Annotated in this window: 16 protein-coding genes; 11 read left to right on the forward strand and 5 right to left on the reverse strand. The window is 70.0% G+C overall.

The window, feature by feature from the left end:
• The first annotated feature begins 3 nt into the window (after nt 1–3).
• Nucleotides 4–1,629, forward strand: a complete 1,626-nt coding sequence (locus J2852_RS18170) for a PepSY-associated TM helix domain-containing protein (protein ID WP_343206776.1) — start codon at nt 4–6, stop codon at nt 1,627–1,629.
• Nucleotides 1,626–1,922 (forward strand): DUF3325 domain-containing protein, encoded by a 297-nt coding sequence (locus tag J2852_RS18175; RefSeq protein ID WP_209878094.1) that lies wholly within the window; start codon nt 1,626–1,628, stop codon nt 1,920–1,922. Before J2852_RS18170 ends, J2852_RS18175 begins: the two co-directional genes overlap by 4 nt.
• 18 nt (nt 1,923–1,940) lie before the next feature.
• Here the strand turns inward: J2852_RS18175 and J2852_RS18180 are convergent, their stop codons facing one another.
• Nucleotides 1,941–2,081 carry a DUF2218 domain-containing protein gene (locus J2852_RS18180; RefSeq protein ID WP_209878222.1) on the reverse strand — a complete coding sequence of 47 codons (141 nt, stop codon included), beginning with the start codon at nt 2,079–2,081 and terminating at the stop codon, nt 1,941–1,943.
• A gap of 112 nt (nt 2,082–2,193) precedes the next feature.
• Here J2852_RS18180 and J2852_RS18185 point away from each other — a divergent pair, with 112 nt between their 5' ends.
• The 4 genes from J2852_RS18185 to J2852_RS18200 all read left to right on the forward strand — a co-directional run bounded on the left by J2852_RS18185 (nt 2,194) and on the right by J2852_RS18200 (nt 8,258).
• The gene (locus J2852_RS18185; protein WP_209878096.1) at nt 2,194–3,354 is read left to right on the forward strand and encodes an efflux RND transporter periplasmic adaptor subunit; all 1,161 of its coding nucleotides are present in this window, start codon (nt 2,194–2,196) and stop codon (nt 3,352–3,354) included.
• Complete coding sequence (locus tag J2852_RS18190; RefSeq protein WP_246499803.1) at nt 3,351–5,339, forward strand: MacB family efflux pump subunit; 1,989 nt, start codon at nt 3,351–3,353, stop codon at nt 5,337–5,339. The genes J2852_RS18185 and J2852_RS18190 overlap by 4 nt, the downstream gene beginning before the upstream one ends.
• Before the next feature lie 5 nt (nt 5,340–5,344).
• Entirely contained in the window at nt 5,345–6,811 is a 1,467-nt protein-coding gene (locus J2852_RS18195; RefSeq protein ID WP_209878098.1) for an efflux transporter outer membrane subunit, read from the forward strand.
• 265 nt (nt 6,812–7,076) lie between these two features.
• Entirely contained in the window at nt 7,077–8,258 is a 1,182-nt protein-coding gene (locus J2852_RS18200; RefSeq protein ID WP_209878100.1) for a PepSY-associated TM helix domain-containing protein, read from the forward strand.
• A gap of 30 nt (nt 8,259–8,288) precedes the next feature.
• On the opposite strand, the gene J2852_RS18205 is transcribed toward J2852_RS18200, so the two are convergent.
• From J2852_RS18205 to J2852_RS18220, 4 genes are read right to left on the reverse strand one after another with little or no spacing between them, the layout of a single operon-like run.
• Entirely contained in the window at nt 8,289–10,076 is a 1,788-nt protein-coding gene (locus tag J2852_RS18205; RefSeq protein WP_209878102.1) for an acyl-CoA dehydrogenase C-terminal domain-containing protein, read from the reverse strand.
• Nucleotides 10,077–10,087: 11 nt separating this feature from the next.
• Nucleotides 10,088–12,394 carry a 3-hydroxyacyl-CoA dehydrogenase/enoyl-CoA hydratase family protein gene (locus J2852_RS18210; protein WP_209878103.1) on the reverse strand — a complete coding sequence of 769 codons (2,307 nt, stop codon included), beginning with the start codon at nt 12,392–12,394 and terminating at the stop codon, nt 10,088–10,090.
• On the reverse strand, nt 12,394–13,527 hold the full coding sequence (locus J2852_RS18215; protein ID WP_209878105.1) for a thiolase family protein: 1,134 nt from the start codon (nt 13,525–13,527) through the stop codon (nt 12,394–12,396). Before J2852_RS18215 ends, J2852_RS18210 begins: the two co-directional genes overlap by 1 nt.
• A 17-nt stretch (nt 13,528–13,544) precedes the next feature.
• The gene (locus J2852_RS18220; protein ID WP_209878107.1) at nt 13,545–15,092 is read right to left on the reverse strand and encodes a fatty acyl-CoA synthetase; all 1,548 of its coding nucleotides are present in this window, start codon (nt 15,090–15,092) and stop codon (nt 13,545–13,547) included.
• Between the two features lie 212 nt (nt 15,093–15,304).
• Between J2852_RS18220 and J2852_RS18225 the strand changes: the two genes are divergently transcribed.
• From J2852_RS18225 to glpD, 5 genes are all read left to right on the forward strand, one after another.
• Nucleotides 15,305–16,003 (forward strand): TetR/AcrR family transcriptional regulator, encoded by a 699-nt coding sequence (locus J2852_RS18225; protein ID WP_209878109.1) that lies wholly within the window; start codon nt 15,305–15,307, stop codon nt 16,001–16,003.
• Complete coding sequence (locus J2852_RS18230) at nt 15,963–16,949, forward strand: 3-hydroxyacyl-CoA dehydrogenase NAD-binding domain-containing protein (RefSeq protein WP_209878111.1); 987 nt, start codon at nt 15,963–15,965, stop codon at nt 16,947–16,949. The genes J2852_RS18225 and J2852_RS18230 overlap by 41 nt, the downstream gene beginning before the upstream one ends.
• A gap of 24 nt (nt 16,950–16,973) precedes the next feature.
• A complete protein-coding gene (gene kce / locus J2852_RS18235) occupies nt 16,974–17,906 on the forward strand; it encodes a 3,5-dioxohexanoate:acetyl-CoA acetone transferase (protein WP_209878120.1) in 933 nt (310 codons plus the stop codon).
• A 41-nt stretch (nt 17,907–17,947) separates the two neighbouring features.
• Nucleotides 17,948–19,165 carry an ABC transporter substrate-binding protein gene (locus tag J2852_RS18240; RefSeq protein ID WP_209878122.1) on the forward strand — a complete coding sequence of 406 codons (1,218 nt, stop codon included), beginning with the start codon at nt 17,948–17,950 and terminating at the stop codon, nt 19,163–19,165.
• Nucleotides 19,166–19,476: 311 nt separating this feature from the next.
• Entirely contained in the window at nt 19,477–21,009 is a 1,533-nt protein-coding gene (gene glpD, locus J2852_RS18245) for a glycerol-3-phosphate dehydrogenase (protein WP_209878124.1), read from the forward strand.
• Nucleotides 21,010–21,014 lie beyond the last annotated feature (5 nt).

Below are 21,014 nucleotides of genomic sequence, written 5' to 3' on the forward strand. Positions count from 1 at the left end.
CGCGTGAAGACGAAGCAAGAGCCGCGCCCCGCCGGTCGCGGCATCCGGCAGAGCATGTCCGACCTGCACACGTGGACCGGCCTGCTACTCGGCTGGATCCTTTATGCCATGTTCCTCACTGGGACCGTGGCCTATTTCAAGGACGAGCTGTCGCAATGGATGCGTCCCGAACTGCCGCATCAGGTCCAAGTGCCCGATCGGGCCGTGGTGGCCCAGCGCATCGCCGACGAACTCGGCACCCTCGCGTCCGGCAGCCCGCAATGGGGCATGCGCCTGCCGGACGCGCGCAACAACAGCGTCCAAGCCTTCTGGCGCACATCCTCCACTCCGGGCCAGCGCGGCTTCGGTGAAGCCAACCTCGATCCCTCCACCGGCCGGAAGGTGACCTCGCGCGATACGCTGGGCGGCGACTTCTTTTATCGTTTTCACTTCCAGTTCCATTACATGCCGGCGGTGTGGGGGCGGTGGATCGCGGGTGTCGCGGCCATGTTCATGCTCGTGGCCATCGTCAGCGGCGTCATCACGCACAAGAAGATCTTCGCCGATTTCTTCACCTTCCGCTGGGGCAAGGGGCAGCGCTCGTGGCTCGACGCGCACAACGCGCTGTCGGTGTTCGGGCTGCCGTTCCATGCGATGATCACCTACACCGGGCTGGTCACGCTGATGGCGCTGTACATGCCATGGGGCGAACAGGCGGCCTTCAAAACGCAGGCCGAGCGCCAGCAGCTTACGGCCGAACTCAGCGCCTTCATCCAGCCGGGCAGGGCCACCGGGGAAAAGGTGCCGCTCGCGTCGGTCGAGGACATGGTGTGGCAGGCACAGGAACGCTGGGGCCGCGACAATGTCGGCCGCGTCACGATCACTCACCCCGGCGATGCCGCCGCGCGGGTGGCCGTGGCGCGCGGGGAGGCCGGCCGTGTCTCCATGAGCCCGCAGTACATGGAGTTCGAGGGCGCCACCGGCAGGCTGCTGGGAATCCGCGAGGGCGTGGGGCCGGCGGCCGAGACGCGCGGCGTGCTCTATGCGCTGCATCTGGGGCGTTTCAGCGACACCGTGACGCGCTGGCTGTACGTTCTCGTCAGCCTCAGCGGCACGGCCATGGTGGGCACCGGTCTGGTGATGTGGACCGTGAAGCGGCGGCAGAAGCTGCCCGATCCGGATCGGCCCTACGTCGGCTTCCGCGTCGTGGAGCGGCTGAATGTCGCGAGCATCGCCGGCCTGTCGGTCGCCATGACGGCGTTCCTTTGGGCCAACCGCCTGCTGCCCCAGACGCTGGCGGAACGCGCGAGCTGGGAGGTCCATATGTTCTTCATCGTCTGGGCGCTGGCGCTGGTGCACGCCGTCCTGCGTCCGCCCCGGAAGGCTTGGGTCGAACAGCTGTGGACGGCCACCGCACTGCTGACGCTGTTGCCCGTCCTCAACGCGGTCACCACGCAACGGTCCCTGTGGCACAGCCTGGCCGAAGGCGACTGGGTGTTCGTCGGCATGGACCTGATGTGCTGGGCGCTGGCCGTGCTCCACGCGGTGTTGGCGATGCGCACGGCCCGGCACCGGCCCGAACTTCAATCCGTACGCAGGCCGGATCGGCAACCTGCGAGCGGCGTCGCGTTGCGTGAAGGTGAAGCATGAACCATCTCTTGCCGTTCGTGCTGAGCCTGGCGGGGTTCACCGCGCTGGCGTTGGCGATGGACCGCCAGCAGCGCGACGTCATCGGACGGTCTCTGCCGAGGTCCGTAACGCGCGCCCTGCGCATCGCCGGAACATGCGCTCTGCTGCTGGCGCTGGGCGTCCTCGTCGCTTGGCAAGGCTGGGGCCTTGGCCTCGTGATCTTCAGCGGCCACACCAGCTTGGCCGCCGGCGTCGTGCACGGTTCGCTCATCGGCTATGCCAGGAAATACGCACGCTCAACGAAGCACCGGTAGGGGAGGGGCCTATTCGTCCTACCAGTCGAACCGCAAGGGCGCTTCGCGGAACGCGAAGCGATTAAGGTGGCGCACGATTGCGTCCTTGAGCCCCTCACGTTGCTCCTCGGCGCTTGCCTCCTGCCGGCACCGCCACGCTTCAGCCCCATCACGAGGCAGGCCGGCGCCCGACGGTTACACACCGTTACACTCTGCAACCAAAATACCCTTGCGCTCGAACGCGGCAGGCGATTGAAAATGCGTATCAAACGCATCCCATCGGAAGCCTTTCGTGAAACGTCTGTTCCTCGTCGCGGTCCCGGTCGCCGCCGCTTTCGGCTGGTGGCTGTGGACCGCGAACGCCAAACCGCCCCCCGCCTACCGCACCCACACGGTTGCCCTTGGTTCGGTGGAAGACACCGTGTCCGCCGTCGGAACGCTCCAGGCGCGCACCTACGTCGACGTGGGCACTCAGGTGTCGGGGCAGCTCAAGGCGATCCTGGTGGACTATGGCGCCAAGGTGGAGCAGGGCCAGCTCCTGGCGCAGATCGACCCCACCGTTTACGAGGCGCGCGTCGCCGCCTCCCAGGCGCAGTTGCTGAACCTGCGCGCCCAGGTGACGGAGCGGCAGGTCCAGCTGACGCTGGCGGAAAAGCAGTTCGACCGGCAGCGCCGGCTGTTGGCTGACCGCGCGACCAGCCAGGATGCCTTCGACAGCGCCGACGCCGCGCGCAAGGCGCTTGCCGCCCAGATCGCCGCGCTGGAGGCGCAGATCAAGCAGACGGAATCGACCCTGAAGGGGGATCAGGCGAACCTCGGCTACACCAAGATCTACGCGCCGATCTCCGGCACGGTGGTGGACATCACGGCGCGCCTGGGCCAGACGCTGAACGCCAACCAGCAGGCGCCGATCATCCTGCGCATCGCCGAGCTGGACACCATGACCGTGCGCACGCAGGTGTCGGAGGCCGACGTGCCCCGGCTGAAACTGGGCATGCCCGCCTACTTCACGACCCTCGGCCAGCCCGACCGCCGCCGCAACGGCGAATTGCGCCAGATCCTGCCGACGCCGGAGGTGGTGAACAACGTCGTCCTCTTCGCCTCGCTGTTCGATGTGCCCAACCCCGGACACGAGCTGCTGCCGCAGATGAGCGCGCACGTCTTCTTCATCGCCGCGCAGGCGAAGAACGTCCCGGTGGTGCCGATGGCGGCGCTGCGCCCCGTGCCGCGCCAGCGCGGCCAGTACACCGTGCGCGTCCTGGAGAACGGCGAACCGGTCGAGCGCACGGTCGAGATCGGCGTGACCAACCGCGTCTCGGCGGAAATCCGCAAGGGCCTGCAGCCGGGCGACCAGGTGGTCCTCGACGCGCCGGGCGGCGCCCAAGCGGCGAGCGGCCGGCCCGATGGCGGACCGCCGCCCGGCGGCCCCGCGACCCGGGCGCCCCGCCTATGACCGCCTCTCCCTCGACCACCACCCTCATGACGTCCTCCCCCTCGGGCGCCCCGCAGATCGCGCTGCGCGACGTCACGCGCAGCTTCCGGCGCGGCAACCTGGAGGTGCCGGTTCTGCACGGCATCTCCCTGGACATCCATGCGGGCGAGTTCGTCGCCATCATGGGCGCGTCGGGATCCGGCAAATCGACGCTGATGAACCTGATCGGGCTGCTGGACCGGCCGACCTCCGGTTCCTACCGCGTGGACGGCGAGGAGGTCACCGGCCTGGACGCCGACCGCCGCGCGATCCTGCGGCGCGAACGCTTCGGCTTCATCTTCCAGCAGTACAACCTGCTCGCCACCTCGACCGCCCGCGAGAACGTCGAGATGCCGGCGGTCTACACCCGCATGCCCCGCGAGGAGCGGGCGCGACGGGCGCGCGAGCTTCTGACCGGGCTGGGCCTGGGCGAACGGTTGGACCATCACCCGTCGCAGCTGTCGGGTGGGCAGCAGCAGCGCGTCTCCATCGCGCGGGCGCTGATGAACGGCGGCGGCATCATCCTGGCGGACGAGCCGACCGGCGCGCTCGACAGCCGCAGCGGCGTCGAGGTGATGCGCCTGCTGCGCGACCTGAACGAGCGCGGGCACACCGTCCTGCTGATCACCCACGATCCCGCCGTCGCCCAACAGGCCAAGCGGATCATCGAGATCAAGGACGGCCGCATCGTCTCCGACGTGACGCAGCCGGGTGCGGCGCCGGCCGTGCCCCTGGAACCGCTGCCCCGGCCGGCGAACGCCGCCGCGGTGACGGCGGGCGACGTGGTCGAGGCCGGGCGCATGGCGCTGCATTCCCTGCGCAACAACCTGATGCGGACGCTGCTGACGCTGCTCGGCATCATCATCGGCGTGGCGTCGGTGGTCGCCATGCTGGCCATCGGCCACGGCGCCCAGCAGGAGGTGCTGAACCGCATCACCTCCATGGGCACCAACCTGCTGCTGGTCCGGCCCGGCGCGCCGAACGTCCGGCCGTCCGGCGGCGTGACCGCCACCCTGGTGGCGGCCGACGCGGAGGCCATCGCGACCCTGCCCAACGTCGCCGCCGCCGTGCCCGAATATCCCGGATCGGCGACGCTGCGGCGCGGCGGCCGCGACTACGCCACGTCGGTGACGGCGACCAGCGCCGACTTCCCGAAGGCGCGCGACTGGCCGGTGGCGTCCGGGGTCTTCTTCGAGGAGGAGGACGTCCGGGCCTACGCCCCCGTCGCCGTCATTGGCCGGACGGTCGCCAGGGCGCTGTTCCCGGACGGCGAGGACCCCGTCGGTTCCTACATCCTGATGAACAACATCCCGTTCCTGGTCATCGGCACCATGGCGCCCAAGGGGGCGTCGCCCATGGGCAGCGACATGGACGACGTGGCCTATGTGCCGCTGACCACCGGAAGCCTGCGGCTGTTCGGGCAGCATTACGTGCGCTCCATCACCGTGCAGGTCGCCGACGTCGCCGCCATCGAGGAGACGGAACGCGCGATCCGCGACCTGCTGCTGGCCCGCCACCAGGCGGAGGATTTCCAGATCCGCAACATGGCGTCCATCCTGCAAACGGCGACCGAGACGCAGAACACGCTGACCCTCCTGCTGGGATCCATCGCGGCCATCTCGCTTCTGGTCGGGGGCATCGGCGTGATGAACATCATGCTGGTCAGCGTGACTGAGCGCACGCGGGAGATCGGCGTGCGCATGGCGACCGGGGCGCGCCGCATCAACATCCTGTTGCAGTTCAACAGCGAGGCGCTGGCCATCTGCACGCTGGGCGGGGCCATCGGCGTCGCCGCCGGGCTGGGCGTCACCTGGGCCTTCGCCTTCTTCGGCCGCCCGGTTCTGGTGACGCCGGAGCCGGTGCTGCTCGCCTTCGGGTGCGCCTTCGCCACCGGCCTGCTGTTCGGCTACATCCCCGCGCGCAAGGCCGCCGACCTTGACCCCGTCGTGGCGCTCGCCTCGGAATGATCCTGATGACCACGACACGCACCGCCACCGCCCGCTTTGCCGCCGCCGCGGCCTTGACCCTGCTGCTGGCCGGCTGTTCCCTCGGCCCGTTGCACCAGCCGCCGAAGGCGGAGCTGCCGGCCGCCTGGGACACCGAGACCGAGGGCGTCGGCCAATGGCCGGACGCCGCGTGGTGGCGGGGCTTCGGCAATGCCGAACTCGACGGCCTGATCAACGAGGCGGAGGCCGGCAACAGCGACCTCGCCGCCGCTCTCGCCCGCATCCAACAGGTCGAGGCACAGACCCGCGCCGCCGGGGCCGCGCTGCTGCCGACCGTCGACCTGTCCGGCGGTGCCAGCCGCAGCTGGACCCCGCACGCCACCGCGCGGAGCACCGCCACCGGGCGGAGCATCTCCGGCGGTGCTTCCTCCATGTCGTCGAGCTACCAGGGAACGCTCCAGGTCGGCTACGAGATCGACCTGTTCGGGCGGAACGCGGCAACGGCGGACGCCGCGCGGGCCCAGCTCGAAGCGACCCTGTACGACCGCGAATCGCTTGCCCTGACCCTGCGCTCCGAAGTCGCCGCCACCTTCTTCCAGGTGCTGGCGGCGCGCGACCGGCTGCGGCTGGCGACGCAGACGCTGGGCGTGGCCGAGGACGTGCTGAGGCTGCTGGAGCGGCAGGTGCAGCTCGGCGCCGCGTCGGACCTCGAAGTCGCCCAGCAGCGCAGCGCGGTCGCCAGCCAGCGCGCCGCCCTCCCGGCCTTGCAGCAGGCGGAGCGGCAGTCCCTGGATGCGCTCGCCGTCCTCCTGGGGCGCCCTCCGCAGGGCTTCACGGTGCGTAGCCAATCGCTGGCGGACCTGACGCTGCCGCCGGTCACCGCCGGCTTGCCGTCGCAGCTGCTGACCCGCCGTCCCGACCTGCGTCAGGCCGACGCGAACCTGCGCGCCGCCGCCGCCGACACCGTGGCGGCGCGCGCGGCGCGCTTTCCCTCCCTGGTGCTGACCGCGCGCGGCGGGGTTCAGAGCGCCTCGCTGACCGACATGCTGAATCCGGCCGGCCTGCTGTACAACGCCGCCGGATCGCTGGCCGCGCCACTGTTCGAGGGCGGCCGGCTGGAGGCGCAGGAGGACGCGGCGGCCGCCCGCGCGCGCGAGTTGGAGGAGGCCTACCGGTCCGCCGTCCTGATCGCGCTGCGCGATACCGAGGACGCCCTCAGCGCGGTCGCCAACGGGCAGACCCAGCAGCGCTACGCTCAGGAGGCGCAGGAACAGGCCGGGGAGGCGTTGCGCATCGTCGACACGCGGTTCCGGACCGGCACCGTGCCCTTCCTGAACGTCCTCGACGCGCAGCGCACCCTGTTCCAGTCCAACGACGCCGTCGTTCAGGCGACCCTGGCGCGCTTCAACGCGGCGGTCGGGCTGTACAAGGCCCTGGGCGGCGGGTGGGACGGTGCGGTGGTGCCCCTGCCGCCGCCGCTTCGGGAAAAATAGCGCCTCACGCGGCCGGTGATCGGCGCTTCACCGTGCCCCCGCAGCCGGACACCGAACAATATTGAGAATGATTATCAAATCAATTCCAAACAGGCCAGTGGTGCGATAATGAGAACTATTCGCGCAACCCACATGTCAGCTTTCAGGAGAAGGCTGCAATGATCCTTCCTTCGCGCAATTGACGGTCGCCCATCGCGGCATCGTCCGAGGCCGGCCCAACCCCTGGTCCGGCCGCTTCCCGCCAGCCATCCCTTCCGAGCCAGCCATGCCGACAATTCCGCGCCAGAACCGCCTTTGGTACCGCACCCTTCAGAACATCCATCTGTGGGTCGGGCTGATCCTTTGCCTTCCGCTGGCGATGCTCGGCATCACCGGGTCCATCCTGGTGTTCGATCAAGAGCTGGAGGACCTGTTCGCGGATCCGCCCGCCTACACGCTGGCCGTCGGCGAACCGCAGTCCGTGGCCGCGATCCTGGAGGCGGCAAAGGCCGCCGCGCCGCAGGGACTGGCGCCCAGCATGGTGTCGTTGCTCGGGGAAGCGGGCGAGCCCGCCTCGGTGCGCTTCACGCCGCCGGGACGCTCGGGTCCGGGGCAGGGCGGCACCACGATGCAGATCGACCCGGTCTCCCTGGCGGTGCTGGAGAGCAAGCCGCCCGGCAGCGGCGGCCTGATGCGTCAAATTTTCCTGCTGCACGCCAACCTGCTGATCCCCGACCGCACGGGGCGCGAGGTCATCGGCTGGCTGGGCGTGGCGATGCTGGCTCTCGGCATCACCGGGCTGGTGCTGTGGTGGCCGCGCGCCGGCCGCTGGGCGGCGGCCTTCATGGTGAAGCGCGGCGCGCGGGGCGTGCGGCTGCATCGCGAACTGCACGGGGCCGTGGGCGTCTGGTCGCTGGCGGTGTATGTGGTCGTGACCTTCAGCGGCGTCTATCTGGCCTTCCCGCAGACGCTGAACGCCGCCATCGGCAGCGCCTTCCCCGCGCGCGACCTGCGCGCCGGGGTGAAGGTGGAGGCGGTGCGCGGCGCCACGCCGGCCGACGTCGGGCAGGTGGTGACGCTGGCGCGGGCCGCCGTGCCCGACGGGCAATTCCGCTCGGTCATGCTGCCGCCACGGCCCGATCAGGCCTACCGGGTCAACTTCGCTCCACCGGGGCACGAGCACGGCGCCCCCATGGTCACGGCCTTCGTCGACCCATGGACGGCGCGGGTCGTCGAGATCCGCGATCCCCGCCGCTATTCGGTCGGCGAGACCATCATCGGATGGCAGCGTGCGCTGCATGCCGGTGCGGGGCTGGGATGGACCTGGAAGATCCTGGTGTTTCTCTCGGGCATCCTGCCCCCCCTGTTCGCGGTGACGGGCACGGCCATGTGGCTGCTGAAGCGCCGGAACCGCCGCGCCAAGGACGCCGAACGTGCCGCCGCCCGCGCCCAAGCCTCCGCTGGCTGAGTCGCGGCTGGAAGCGAATCGCCCGGGCGGCTAGCCGCCGATGGCGGCCAAGTCGTCCGTCAGAGCCTCGTCGAACAGGCACGCGTGTCCATCGCGGATGCGCAGGTCCAGCGCCACGATCTCCGGCAGGAGCCGTTTTGAGAAGAAGCGGGCGAGGCTGATGCGCGCGTTCAGAAACGCCGCGTCGTAGCCTGTGGGCCGCTTGGCCGCCGCGCTTGCCATCAGCGCCCACATCCAGCCGTAGGTCACCAGCGCGAGCAGCCGCAACGTGTCCGTCGCCGCCGAGGCCGGCGCGAGCGGACTTTGCGCCCCGGCCTCGGCAAGCCATGACACCACACCGCGCAGTCTCCGCGCAGCGTCCCGCAACGGACCGGCGAGATCGCGGGTGGCCGGTTCGGACTCCAGCCCCCTCACCGCCTCGTCGAGCGCCGCGAAGAGGCGGGCGACCGGCCGACCGCCGTGCAGAGCCAGCTTGCGCTGCACGAGGTCGAGTGCCTGGACGCCGTTGGTTCCCTCGTAGATTTGCGTCGCGCGCACATCGCGGACGAGTTGCTCCACCCCCCAGTCGCGGATGTAGCCGTGGCCGCCCATGACCTGCTGCGCCAGCACCGCCGCCTCGAACCCGAAATCGGTGCCGGCCGCCTTGATGACCGGGGTCAGCAGGGCCGCCCAGTCCTCAGCCTCCTCCGCCACGGCGGGGTCGGTGGCGTGCTGCGCGCGGTCCAGCCACAGGGCGGTCCAGGCGGCCAGCGCGCGGCCGGCGTCGGTTAGCGCACGGGCGGTCAGCACCATCCGCCGCACGTCGGGATGGTGGACGATGGGGTCGGCCGGGCGGTCGGGACGGCGCGGCCCGTCCGGCGCGCGGCCCTGTTCGCGCTCCCGCGCGTAGGCCAGGGCGGACTGCGCGGCGCTCTCGCCCACGCCGATGCCCTGGATGCCGACGAACAGCCGCTCGTGGTTCATCATCGTGAACATGGCGGACAAGCCCCGGTGCGGCTGGCCGACCATCCAGCCCACGGCCCCCTCGTAGGACACCACGCAGGTGGGCGAGGCGTGCAGGCCCATCTTCTGCTCGGACGACAGGACGGTCCAGCCGTTGCGGGCGCCGTCCGGCAGCCGCTTCGGCACTAGGAACAGGCTGATGCCCCGCGTGCCGGGCGGCGCGTCGGGCAGCCGCGCCAGCACCAGATGGACGAGGTTGTCGGTCAGGTCGTGGTCGGCCGAGGAAATGAACATCTTCTGACCGGTCACGCGATAGCCGCCGTCACCCGCCGGTTCCGCCCGCGTGCGCAGCAGGCCCAGATCGGTGCCGGCGTGGGGTTCGGTCAGGGCCATGGCGCCGGTCCAGTCGCCGGCGATCATCTTCGGCAGATAGGCGTCCTTCAGCGCGTCGCTGGCGTGCGCCGCGATGGCGCGGATGGCGCCCTGCGTCAGGCCGGGCACGATGCTGAAGGCGAGGTTGGCGCCGCACACCATCTCCGTCACCAGCGTGTCGAGCACCGCCGGCATGCCCTGACCGCCATAGGCCGGGTCGCCGGCCAGCCCGTTCCAGCCGCCGTCACTCCACGCACGATAGGCGGCGCCGAAGCCGGCGGGCATGCGCACCCCGCCGGCTTCGACGCGCACCCCCTCCTCATCGCCGGAGCGGTTCAGGGGGAACAGAACCTCCCCGGCGATGCGGCCGGCCTGGGCCAGCACGTCGTCGAACAGCTCACCCGACAGATCCTCCCACCCGGCTCCGGCGAGGACGCCGGGCGCGTCGAGCACCTCATGCAGCAGGAAGCGCATGGCCTGAAGGGGCGGCTGGTACGCGGACATTCTCGTGCTCCTCAGTTCCGCAGGGGCTTGCCGGTGTCCAGCATGTGCCGGATGCGGGTGCGGGTCGCCGGTTCCCGGATCAGGACGGCCAGAGCCGCGCGCTCCAGCGCGGCGAGCGCATCCTCGTCCAACGGTGCCAGCGGGTCGGCGCCGGGACCGCCGGAACACACCCCGGCCAGCCACTCCGCCACCAGCTCGTCATGGGGGCTCGCCAGTCCGGCCCGCCGCCAACCCTGGACGAGGTTCATCAGCGACGCGCGCCCGGATGGGCCGGGCAGGGCAATGGTGCCGGCCTCCGGCGGGCGGTAGCCTTCGGCCAACGCGAGCGCCCTGGCCTTGGCATCGCCGAGCAGCCGGTCGCGGCCCATGGTGATGCCGTCCTCCGGCCGCAGATAGCCGAGCGCCCGCGCCTCCAGCGCCGAGCTGGTGATGCGCGCACCCGCGATGGTCTCGAAGGCCGCCTGCGCCGCCTTCATCGGGCCGGCGGGCCGGTCCGTGCGGCGGTCCCAGCGCAGCAGCATCTCCGCCGTGCCGCGCCAACCCGGAATGATGCCGACCTTCAGCTCGACCAGACCCATGTAGGTTTCGGCGTGGGCCTGGATGGTGTCGCAGTGCAGCAGCACCTCACAGCCGCCGCCCACTGCCAGCCCGGCCGGCGCGCCGACCACCGGGACGGGGGCGTGCTTCAGCGCGCGGAAGGCCGCCTGTCCCTCCGCCACGAAGCGCTCCAGGGCGGCGAAGTCCTCCGCCTCCAGCCGCTCCACGAAGTAGCCGAGGTTGGCCCCGGCGGAGAAGGCGCGCGGGTTGTCGTTGTAGAGGACGAGCGCGCGGAACCCCGCCGGCACCCGCTCCGCCGCCTCCGCGACCATGGCGAGGATGCCCTGGTCGATGGCGTTCATCTTGGTGTGGAATTCCAGGCAAGCGACGCCGTCGCCCAGGTCCCAGAGCGAGGCCGAACCGTTGCCGGCGACGCGCGGCCCCCGTTCCTTGACCTCGGCAAGGTCCAGCACGCCCTGCGGCCGGCGGGCGGGCGTCCAGGCGCCGGTGGTGCCGCGCACTTCCCGCCCGGCGGCGGTGCGCCGGTAAAAGCCGCCCTGCGTGGCGGCGGTGGCGAGCAGCGGCGGCACGGCGCGCCCCTCGGCGGCCAGACGCTCGGCGATGGCGGCGCAGCCGACCCGGTCGGCCAGCGCGAACGGCCCCTCCGCCCAGCCGTAGCCGAGCCGCATGGCGGTGTCGATGGCCGCCATGTCGTCGGCGATCTCCCCCGCGACCTCGGCGGTGTAGGCGATGGTGTTGGACAGCACCGCCCAGGCGTAGCGCCCGGCCGCGTCGTCCTGCCGGATCAGCGCCGCGAGGTCCCGGTTCGCCGTGGCCTCAGCCTGCGGGCGGTAGTCGCCGGTGGCGAGGTCCAGCGCCTCGCGCGCCTTGCTGCCGGGGGCGAGGCGGTAGAAGCCTCCCTTGGCCTTGCGGCCGATCCGCCCCTCCGCGATCAGGCGCCGGATCAGCGGCTCGGCGGTCAGGTCGTGGCGGTGGTGCGCGTCGCCGGCCGGAAGGGCGTTCAGCAGGCTGCCCCACACCAGCGGCACCAGATCGATGCCGATCAGGTCCAGCAGCCCGAAAATTCCGGTGCGCGGCACGCCGAAGGGCGCGCCGGCCACGGCGTCTGCCTGCTCCACCGTCAGGCCGTGGCGCAGCGCCTCGATGGCGGCGACCGACATCCAGTAGCAGCCCAGCCGGTTGGCGATGAAGGCCGGGGTGTCACGGCAGTCCACCACCGTTTTGCCCAGCACCGTCTCCGCTGCCGCGCGGACCAGGGACGCCGTCTCCGGCGCGGTGTCAGGGCCGGTGACCAGCTCCATCAGCCGCATGTGGCGCGGCGGGTTGAAGAAATGGGTGATGACGAAGTCGCGGCGGAAGGCGTCCGACGCCCCCTCCGTCAGCCGCGCCAGCGGGATGGTGGAGGTGTTGGACGACACCACCGCCCCCGGCTTGCGCACGGCGTCCAGCCGGGCGAACAGGTCGCGCTTCACCGCCAAGTCCTCGATTACCGCCTCGACGATCCAGTCCGCGTCGGCGACGGCGGCCAGATCGTCCTCGATGCAGCCGACGCTGACCAGCGCGGCGGCGGATGGAGCCATGAAGCCCTGCGCCTTCACCTGCCGCTCCACGCCCGCGCGGGCCGGCGCGGCGCGGTCGGCGCCGCGTCCGGCCACGTCGAGCAGCAGCACCGGCACGCCGCCGTTGGCGAACTGCGCGGCGATGCCCGACCCCATGGAGCCGGCGCCGATCACCGCGACCTTTCGGACGGGCCGCTCCATCACGCGCCCTCCAGAACCATGGCGATGCCCATGCCGCCGCCGATGCACTGGGTGGCGATGGCGTGGCGCCCGCCGGTGCGGTTCAGCAGTTGCGCCGCCTTGCCGACCAAGCGGCCACCGGTCGCGCCCAGCGGGTGGCCAAGTGCAATGGCTCCGCCGTCTACGTTCAGCATCTCGTCCGGGATGCCCAGTTCGCGGGCGCAGGCCATGGCCTGGGCGGCGAAGGCCTCGTTCATCTCCACGATGTCGATGTCGGCCATGGTCAGCCTGGCCCGCGCCATCGCCTTGCGGCAGGACTCGATGGGGCCTAGGCCCATGACACCGGCCTCGCAGCCGGACACGGCGAAGCTCTTGACCCGCGCCAGCAGGGTCAGTCCGTGGCGCTCCGCGAACTCCCTCGTGCAGACCAGCAGGGCCGTCGCCCCGTCCGTCATGGGCGACGAGGTGCCGGCCGTCACCGTGCCGCCCTCCATGAAGGCGGGCTTCAGCGTGCCGAGCTTGTCCAGCGAGGTGTCGCGCACGCAGCCGTCCTGCTCCACCAGCGCGTCGCCATGGCGGATCGGCGCGATTTCGGCGGCGAGGCGGCCGTCGCGCTGGGCAGCGGCGGCCTTGGTCTGGCTCCACAGGCCGAAGGCGTCCTGCTCCTGGCGGGAGATGCCGAACCGTTCGGCCACCCGCTCGGCGGTGATGCCGACGCTGATGTAGTCCTCCACCTCCTGCCGGCTCCAGGCCGGGTTGGGCAGGACGTTGAAGCCCATCATCGGCACGCGCGACATGCATTCCGTGCCGCCGCAGATGAAAGCCTCGCCGCTGTTGGTGGCGATCATGCCGGCGGCCATCTGCACCGCCTGGATGGAGGAGCCGCACCAGCGGTTGATCGTCGCGCCGGCCACCGTCACCGGCAACCCGGCCAGCATGCCGACCACCCGCCCGATGTTGAGGCCCTGTTCGCCCTCCGGGAAGGCGCAGCCCCAGACGACATCCTCGATCTCGTCGCCGGGGACGCCGGTGCGCTCCAGCAGGGCGCGGATCACGGCGGCGCCCAGGTCGTCCGGCCGCATCCCCGCGAGCGCGCCTTTGCGGGCCATCGTGAAGGGCGAGCGGACGTAGCCCGCGATGTAGGCGTGTTTCATCACGTCGGTTCCTTAGCTCAGGCGCTGTAGGACTTGCGCAGCTCGCGCTTCAGCAGCTTGCCGGCGGTGTTGCGGGGCAGGGTGTCGAGGAACTCGATCCGCTTCGGCACCTTGAAGGGGGCCAGATGCTGGCGGGCGTGGGCGGTCAGCTCCTCCTCGGTGACGGTCTGCCCCTCGCGCAGCACGACGAAGGCGCTGATCGCCTCGATCCATTTCGGGTCGGGCAAGGCCACAACCGCGACCTCCGCCACCGCCGGGTGGGTGTAGATCGCCTCCTCCACCTCGCGGCTGGCGACCAGCACGCCGCCGGTGTTGATGACGTCCTTGATGCGATCGACGATGTAGAGATAGCCCTCCTCGTCGAAATAGCCGACGTCGCCGGAATGGAACCAGCCGCCGGTGAAGGCCTCGGCCGTCTCCTGCTCCTTGCCCCAATAGCCGACCATGAGCTGGGGCGAGCGGTGCACGATCTCTCCATGCGTGCCGGGGGGGACGTCGTTCATGTCCGGATCGACGACGCGCGTTTCGACGTTCAACACCGGGCGCCCGGCGGAGGCGGGGCGCGCCTCATGCTCCTCCGGCCGCAGGACGGTGGCGAGCGGCCCGATCTCGCTCTGCCCATAGCAGTTGAAGACCTGGGCGTTGGGCAACCGCTGGCGCAGCTCCTGCAACACCGGCACCGGCATGATCGAGGCGCCGTAATAAAGCTTCCGCAGCGACGACAGGTCATGCGCGTCGAAGTCCGAATGGCGCAACAGCCCGACCCACACCGTCGGCGGTGCGAAGAAGGAGGTGATGTTGTGCCGCTCGATCAGCTCCAGGCAGCGCTTCAGCGCCGGCACCTGGATCAGCAGCGTCGTCGCCCCGATCAGCAGCTGCGGCATCACGAAGACGTGCATCTGCGCCGAATGGTAGAGCGGCAGCGCCGCCAGGGAGCGGTCGTCCTGATCCAGGCGGCAGCTGTAGATGCAGCTTTGATACTCGGCCAGCAGCGCGCCGTGGGTCATCATCGCGCCCTTGGGCGCCGCCGTGGTGCCCGAGGTGTAGAGAAGCTGGACCACGTCGTTCGCGGTCACCGCCGCATCCACTTCCGCCGGCGCCGATTCGTCGAGCGCCACCGTCAGCACGTCAAGGTCGCCGCCGGTGCCGCCGTCCATCATGGTGCCGAACCGCTCGACCCGGCCGGAGACACGGACGCCCTCCAGGTTCGCGGCGAGGTCCGGGTCGTGCAGCACCATGCGGGCGCCCGACTGCTCCACGATGTAGGACAGCTCCTCCCCGGTCAGGGCGTAGTTGATCGGCACATGGATGAAGCCGCCGACCGCGCAGCCAAGCCACGCCAGCATATAAGCGTCGGAGTTGCGCCCATAGGCCGCCACCCGGTCGCCGGGGCGCATACCCAAATCGCCCAGCCGCCGGGCGACGCGCAGGGCCGCGCGGTGCAGCCCGGCGAAGCTCCACTCCCGCCCTTCGTAGGTCAGGGCGATCCGCGCGCCGTTGCGCCGGGCGCTGCGGGCCAGCGCCGCGCCGATGCTGTTGGTCCGCGCCATGGCGATGCCGTCCATGCGTTCGTCCTCCTCCCCATGTTTGCGCCGTCCAATATACTTGTTGGAAGGCATGTTACTTGCGAGTAGGATGCGACAGAACGATGGGTTGGTCAACAGTGTGTTTGGCACTCAATCGGCAGGACTGCGGCGCCTCTCCGCGAGGTGGATGGAACTGGGGCGAGATGCGAAGGCTGAAGGGGAAACGGGTGCGGGAAGGGAATGATCGCGTGATGCCGGAAGCCGCAGACAGCGGGTCGCCGTGGAAGCCGTCCGCCGACCGCCAGACCGAGCGGGAAGCCAAGCGCGTGGCCGTGCTGCGGACGGCGGCGCGGGCCTTCAACGAGATGGGCTACCACAATACCTCGCTGGACGACATCGCGCGGCGCCTGAACGTCACCAAGCCGACCATCTACTATTACGTCAAAAACAAGGAAGAAATTCTCTTCGAGTGCGTGCGCATCGGGCTGGAAATGCTGGACGACGCCTCCAACGAGGTGATGGGCAACGGCGGCAGCGCCCATGAGGAGCTGATCGCGGTCATGCGCAAATACGCCGAGATCGTCACCATGGACTTCGGCATGTGTGTGATCCGCGTCGGCGAGGAGCCGCTGACCGAGGACAGCCGCCGCACCCTGCGCACCCTGAAGCGCAGCATCGACCGCAAGTTCCGCAGGCTGATCGAGCGCGGCATCGCCGAGGGCTGCGTCGTCCCCTGCGACCCCAAGATCGCCGCCTTCACCGTGGCCGGCGCGCTCAGCTGGATCGCCCGCTGGTACCGGCCGGACGGCGGCCTCACCGCCGACGAGATCGCCGGCCAATGCATCGCCCTGCTGATGAACGGCCTGGGCAACACCCAAAAATGCAACACCAAAAAATCCGGGGAGGACCATGACCACCAACCGAACGAGGCCCGAACCCGGCGCGGTTGAGCGCGCGGCCGTCATCGGCGCCGGCACCATCGGCGCGAGCTGGGCGGCGCTGTTCCTGTCCAAGGGCCTGACCGTCGCGGTCAGCGACCCCGATCCGGCCGCCGAGGAAGCGGTGCGCGCCGCCATCGCCAAGGCGTGGCCGGCGCTGGAGCGGCTGGGCCTTGCCCCCGGCGCCGACCCGGAGGCCTGGAGCTTCCACACCGACCCGCGCGACGCGGCGCGCGGTGCCCGCTTCGTGCAGGAGAACGCGCCGGAGCGCGACGACGTGAAGCGCGCCCTCTACACCGCATTGGAGGAGGTGCTGGACGACGAGGTGGTGGTGGCCTCCAGCACCTCGGGCCTGATCATGAGTGAGCTTCAGCGGGGGCGCCGCGCGCCGGGGCGCTTCGTCGTCGGCCATCCCTTCAACCCGCCGCACCTGATCCCGCTGGTCGAGGTCGTCGGCGGCCGGGACACGACGGCGGAAACCATCGAGTGGCTGACGGCCTTCTACCGCGCGGTCGGCAAACGCCCGATCCGCCTGAATCGCGAGGTGCCGGGCCATCTCGCCAACCGGCTCCAGGCCGCGCTCTGGCGCGAGGCGGTGCACGCCGTCGCCACCGGGCTGGCCAGCGTGGAGGACGTGGACACCGCCATCGCCGAGGGGCCGGGCCTGCGCTGGGCGATCATGGGGCCGAACATGATCTTCAACCTCGCGGGCGGGGCCGGCGGCATGCCGCATTTCCTCGACCACATCGGCCCGGCGATGGAGGGCTGGTGGCGCGACCTCGGCGCCCCGGCGCTGACGCCGGAGGTCCGCGACCAACTCACCCAGGGCATGGAGGAGGCGCTGCGGAGCCGATCCAACGCCGAACTGGCGCGGGAGCGCGACCAACTGCTCATGGCGCTGATCGAGACGCTTCAGCAGGAGCGCGAGCGCATCCGCGCCGGCCATGACCACTCATAAAAACAGGACAGGAGGAGACACCCCATGAAGCGCACCGACAAGGTCATCATCACCTGCGCGGTGACCGGCTCCATCCACACGCCGACCATGTCGCCCCATCTGCCGGTCACGCCGGACGAGATCACCCGCGACGCCGTCGCGGCGGCGGAGGCCGGCGCGGCGATGCTCCATCTGCACGCCCGCGACCCGGAGACGGGCAAGCCCTCGCCGTCGCCTGAGGTGTTCAAGCAGTTTCTGCCGCGCATCAAGCAGCAGACCGGGGCCATCCTGAACATCACCACCGGCGGCGGTTTGGGCATGACGCTGGACGAGCGGCTGGCCGCCGCCAAGTGGGCGCAGCCGGAGGTCGCGTCCATGAACATGGGCTCGATGAACTTCAACATCTCCGGCGCCGCCGCGAAGTACGACCGCTTCAAGCACGACTGGGAGAAGCCCTACCTGGAGTCCACGACGGACTTCATCCTCTCCAATACCTTCGCGCAGATCGAGCGCGGCATGCGCGAGCTGGGCGACGCCGGCACCCGGTTCGAGTTCGAGTGCTACGACGTCAGCCACCTCTACACGCTGGCGCATTTCGCCGACCGGGGCATCGTCAAGCCGCCCTTCTTCACGCAATGCATCTTCGGCATCCTCGGCGGCATGGGCGCCGATCCGGAAAACCTGATGCACATGAAGGCGACGGCGGACCGCCTGCTCGGCAACGACTACTATCTGTCGGTGCTGGCCGCCGGGCGCCACCAGATGCCCTTCGTCACGCTGAGCGCGATCCTCGGCGGCAATGTCCGCGTCGGGCTTGAGGACAGCCTCTACGCCGGCCGGGGCAAGCTGGCGACCTCGAACGCCGAGCAGGTCGCCAAGATCCGCCGCATCCTCGAAGAATTGAGCCTGGAAATCGCCACACCCGACGAGGCGCGCGCGATGCTCCAGACCAAGGGCGGCAGCAACGTCGCCTTCTGACGATCCATCAAACAAAACAAACCAAACAGGAGGGAAGAACCATGAAGCGTTGGCTTCTGGCTGCGGGTGTCTGCTCGTTCGCGCTGATGGCGGGGGCTGCCCCAGGGATGGCCCAGGCGCAGATCTCGGACGACAGGGTCAAGATCGCTGTGCTGAACGACATGACCGGCGTCTACGCCGACCCGACGGGCATGGGCTCGGTCGAGGCGGTGCGCATGGCGGTCGAGGAAATGGGCGGCAAGGTCGCCGGCAAGCCCATCGAGGTGATCTTCGCCGACCACCAGAACAAGCCGGACATCGGCGCGTCGCTGGTGAACAAGTGGATCGACACCGAGCAGGTGGACGTCATCGTGGACGTGCCGACCTCCTCCGTCGCGCTGGCGGTGCAGGAGATCACCAAGCGCAAGAACCGCGCCTTCCTGATCTCCGGCGGCGGCGCCGCTCAGTTGACCGGCGAAGCCTGCTCCCCGACCACGGCGCACTGGACCTACGACACCTACGCCCTGGCGCAGGGCATGGGCAAGGCGGGCGTGAAGACGCTGGGCGAGAGCTGGCACTTCCTGACCGTGGATTATGCCTTCGGCCACGCGCTGGAGCAGTCGCTGACCGAGGTGCTGAAGGCCAACGGCGCCAAGATCACGGGCTCGGTCCGTCATCCGCTGAACACCGCCGACTTCTCCTCCTACCTGCTGCAGGCGCAATCCTCGCAGGCGAAGGTCATCGCGCTCGCCAACGCCGGCGGCGACACCACCAACGCCATCAAGCAGGCGCAGGAGTTCGGCCTTCCGCAGGGCGGGCAGACCCTGGCGAGCCTGCTGATGTTCCCGACCGACGTCCATTCGCTGGGGCTCCAGGCCGCGCAGGGGCTGGTGCTGATGGACGGCTGGAACGCCGACCGCGACGACGACAGCCGCGCCTTCGCCAAAGCCTACATGGCGAAGACCGGCAAGATGCCCAGCATGATCCAGACCGGCAGCTACTCCGCCGTGCGCCATTACCTGAAGGCCATCGAGGCGGCCGGCACCGACGAGGCCAAGACGGTGGTGAACAAGATGCGCGAGATGCCGGTGAACGACGCCTTCGCCAAGGGCGGCAAACTGCGGGCCGACGGCCGCATGGTCCACGACATGTACCTGATGCAGGTGAAGTCGCCGGCCGAGTCCAAGGGGCCGTGGGACTATTACAAGGTGCTGACCACGATTCCGGGCGATGAGGCCTACCGCCCCATGGACAAGGGCGGCTGCCCGCTGGTCAAGTAACCCGCCGGATGTGACGACCTGCCCGCCGCCGCCACGTTGCGGCGGGCAGGTGGAAGCAACCGGCGTTCTTGGGCGTTGGCGCATCTATGACGTCAGCGATTGGCTCGCCGACGAGCACGGCGCTCCGGGCTGCGGCATCGTAATCACTGTGCAGCGGGATCGGAGCGGCCATGGCAGACCCCCCATGGCGCGGGCACTTTCGGTTTGGGTTCACTTTTTTCGTATTGCGCTCCATTTCGCCCTCGTTTAGCGTTGCAAGCGAAACGAGAACGCGCGCCGCAACGACGGACGCACCATAGGGGGAGGGGCGAATGGCCGAGGTCTACGACCTTGCCATCGTCGGGGGCGGCATCAACGGCTGCGGCATCGCGCGCGACGCGGCGGGGCGCGGGTGTTCCGTCTACCTGTGCGAACAGAACGATCTGGGGTCGGGCACCTCGTCGGCCTCGACGAAGCTGATCCACGGCGGTCTGCGCTATCTGGAATATTACGAATTCCGGCTGGTTCGCGAATCGCTTCAGGAACGCGAAGTCCTGTGGCGGATGGCGCCGCACATCATCTGGCCGCTGCGCTTCGTGCTGCCGCATCTGCCGGGGCTGCGCCCGTCCTGGTTCCTGCGGCTGGGCCTGTTCCTCTACGACCATCTCGGCGGGCGGGAGAAGTTGCCCGGCACGCGCGGGCTCGACCTGCGCGACGACCCGGCGGGTACGCCGCTGAAGCCGGGTTTCGCTCGCGCTTTCGAATATTCGGATTGCTGGGTCGAAGACGCGCGTTTGGTGGTCCTGAACGCGCAGGACGCGGCGCGGATGGGCGCCACCATTCACACCCGCACCCGCTTCATCGGCGCGGTGCGTAGCGGCGGCCTGTGGACCGTGACGGTGGAGGACGGGCAGAGCGGCCAGCGCTTCTCGCTCCGCGCCCGCGCTCTGGTCAACGCCGCCGGGCCGTGGGTAGGGAACATCCTTGACCAGGGCGTGCACGGCCGCATCGACGCGCGCATCCGCCTCGTCCAGGGGTCGCACATCGTGGTGCCAAAGCTGTTCGACCACGATCGCTGCTACATCTTCCAGAACGCCGACAAGCGCATCATCTTCGCTATCCCCTACGAGCGTGACTTCACGCTGATCGGCACCACCGACCGCGACTACGAGGGTGACCCGGCCTTCGTCCACGCCTCGGACGAGGAGATCGCCTATCTCTGTGGCGCCGCTGGGGAGTATTTCGCCAAACCCGTCCGGCCGTCCGACGTGGTTTGGACCTATTCCGGCGTCCGGCCGCTCTACGACGACGGCGCGTCCCAGGCTCAGGCGGCGACGCGCGACTATGTGCTGGCGCTGGATGCACCGGACGGGGCGCCGCCGCTGCTCAGCATCTTCGGCGGCAAGATCACCACCTACCGCCGGTTGGCCGACGCCGCCGTCGCCAAGCTGGCTCCGCACCTCCCGAAGCTCGCTGAGGCCAACGGTTGGTCCAGCGCGGGGACGCTGCCCGGCGGCGACTTCCCGGCGGACGGGTTCGAGGCTTTGGTCAGGGACCTGCGCGCTCAATATCCCTTTCTGGCGGCGGACCACGTCCGGCGGCTGGCGCGCGCCTACGGCACGAAGACACCCGCGATCCTCAATGGTGCCAAGCGCGCCGAGGATCTGGGCCGCGACTTCGGGGCGACGCTGACCGAGGCCGAGGTCCGCTATGTGATGCGGGAGGAATGGGCGCAGACCGCCGCCGACGTGGCATGGCGCCGCTCCAAGCTGGGGCTGCGGCTGAGCGCCGAGCAGCTGCGGGCGCTGGACGAGTTCATGGCCGAGCGGCTCAGCGAAGCGCGCGCTTCGAATGCGGCGGAGTAGGGGGG

Source organism: Azospirillum soli (genome assembly GCF_017876165.1).
Classification (GTDB): domain Bacteria; phylum Pseudomonadota; class Alphaproteobacteria; order Azospirillales; family Azospirillaceae; genus Azospirillum; species Azospirillum soli.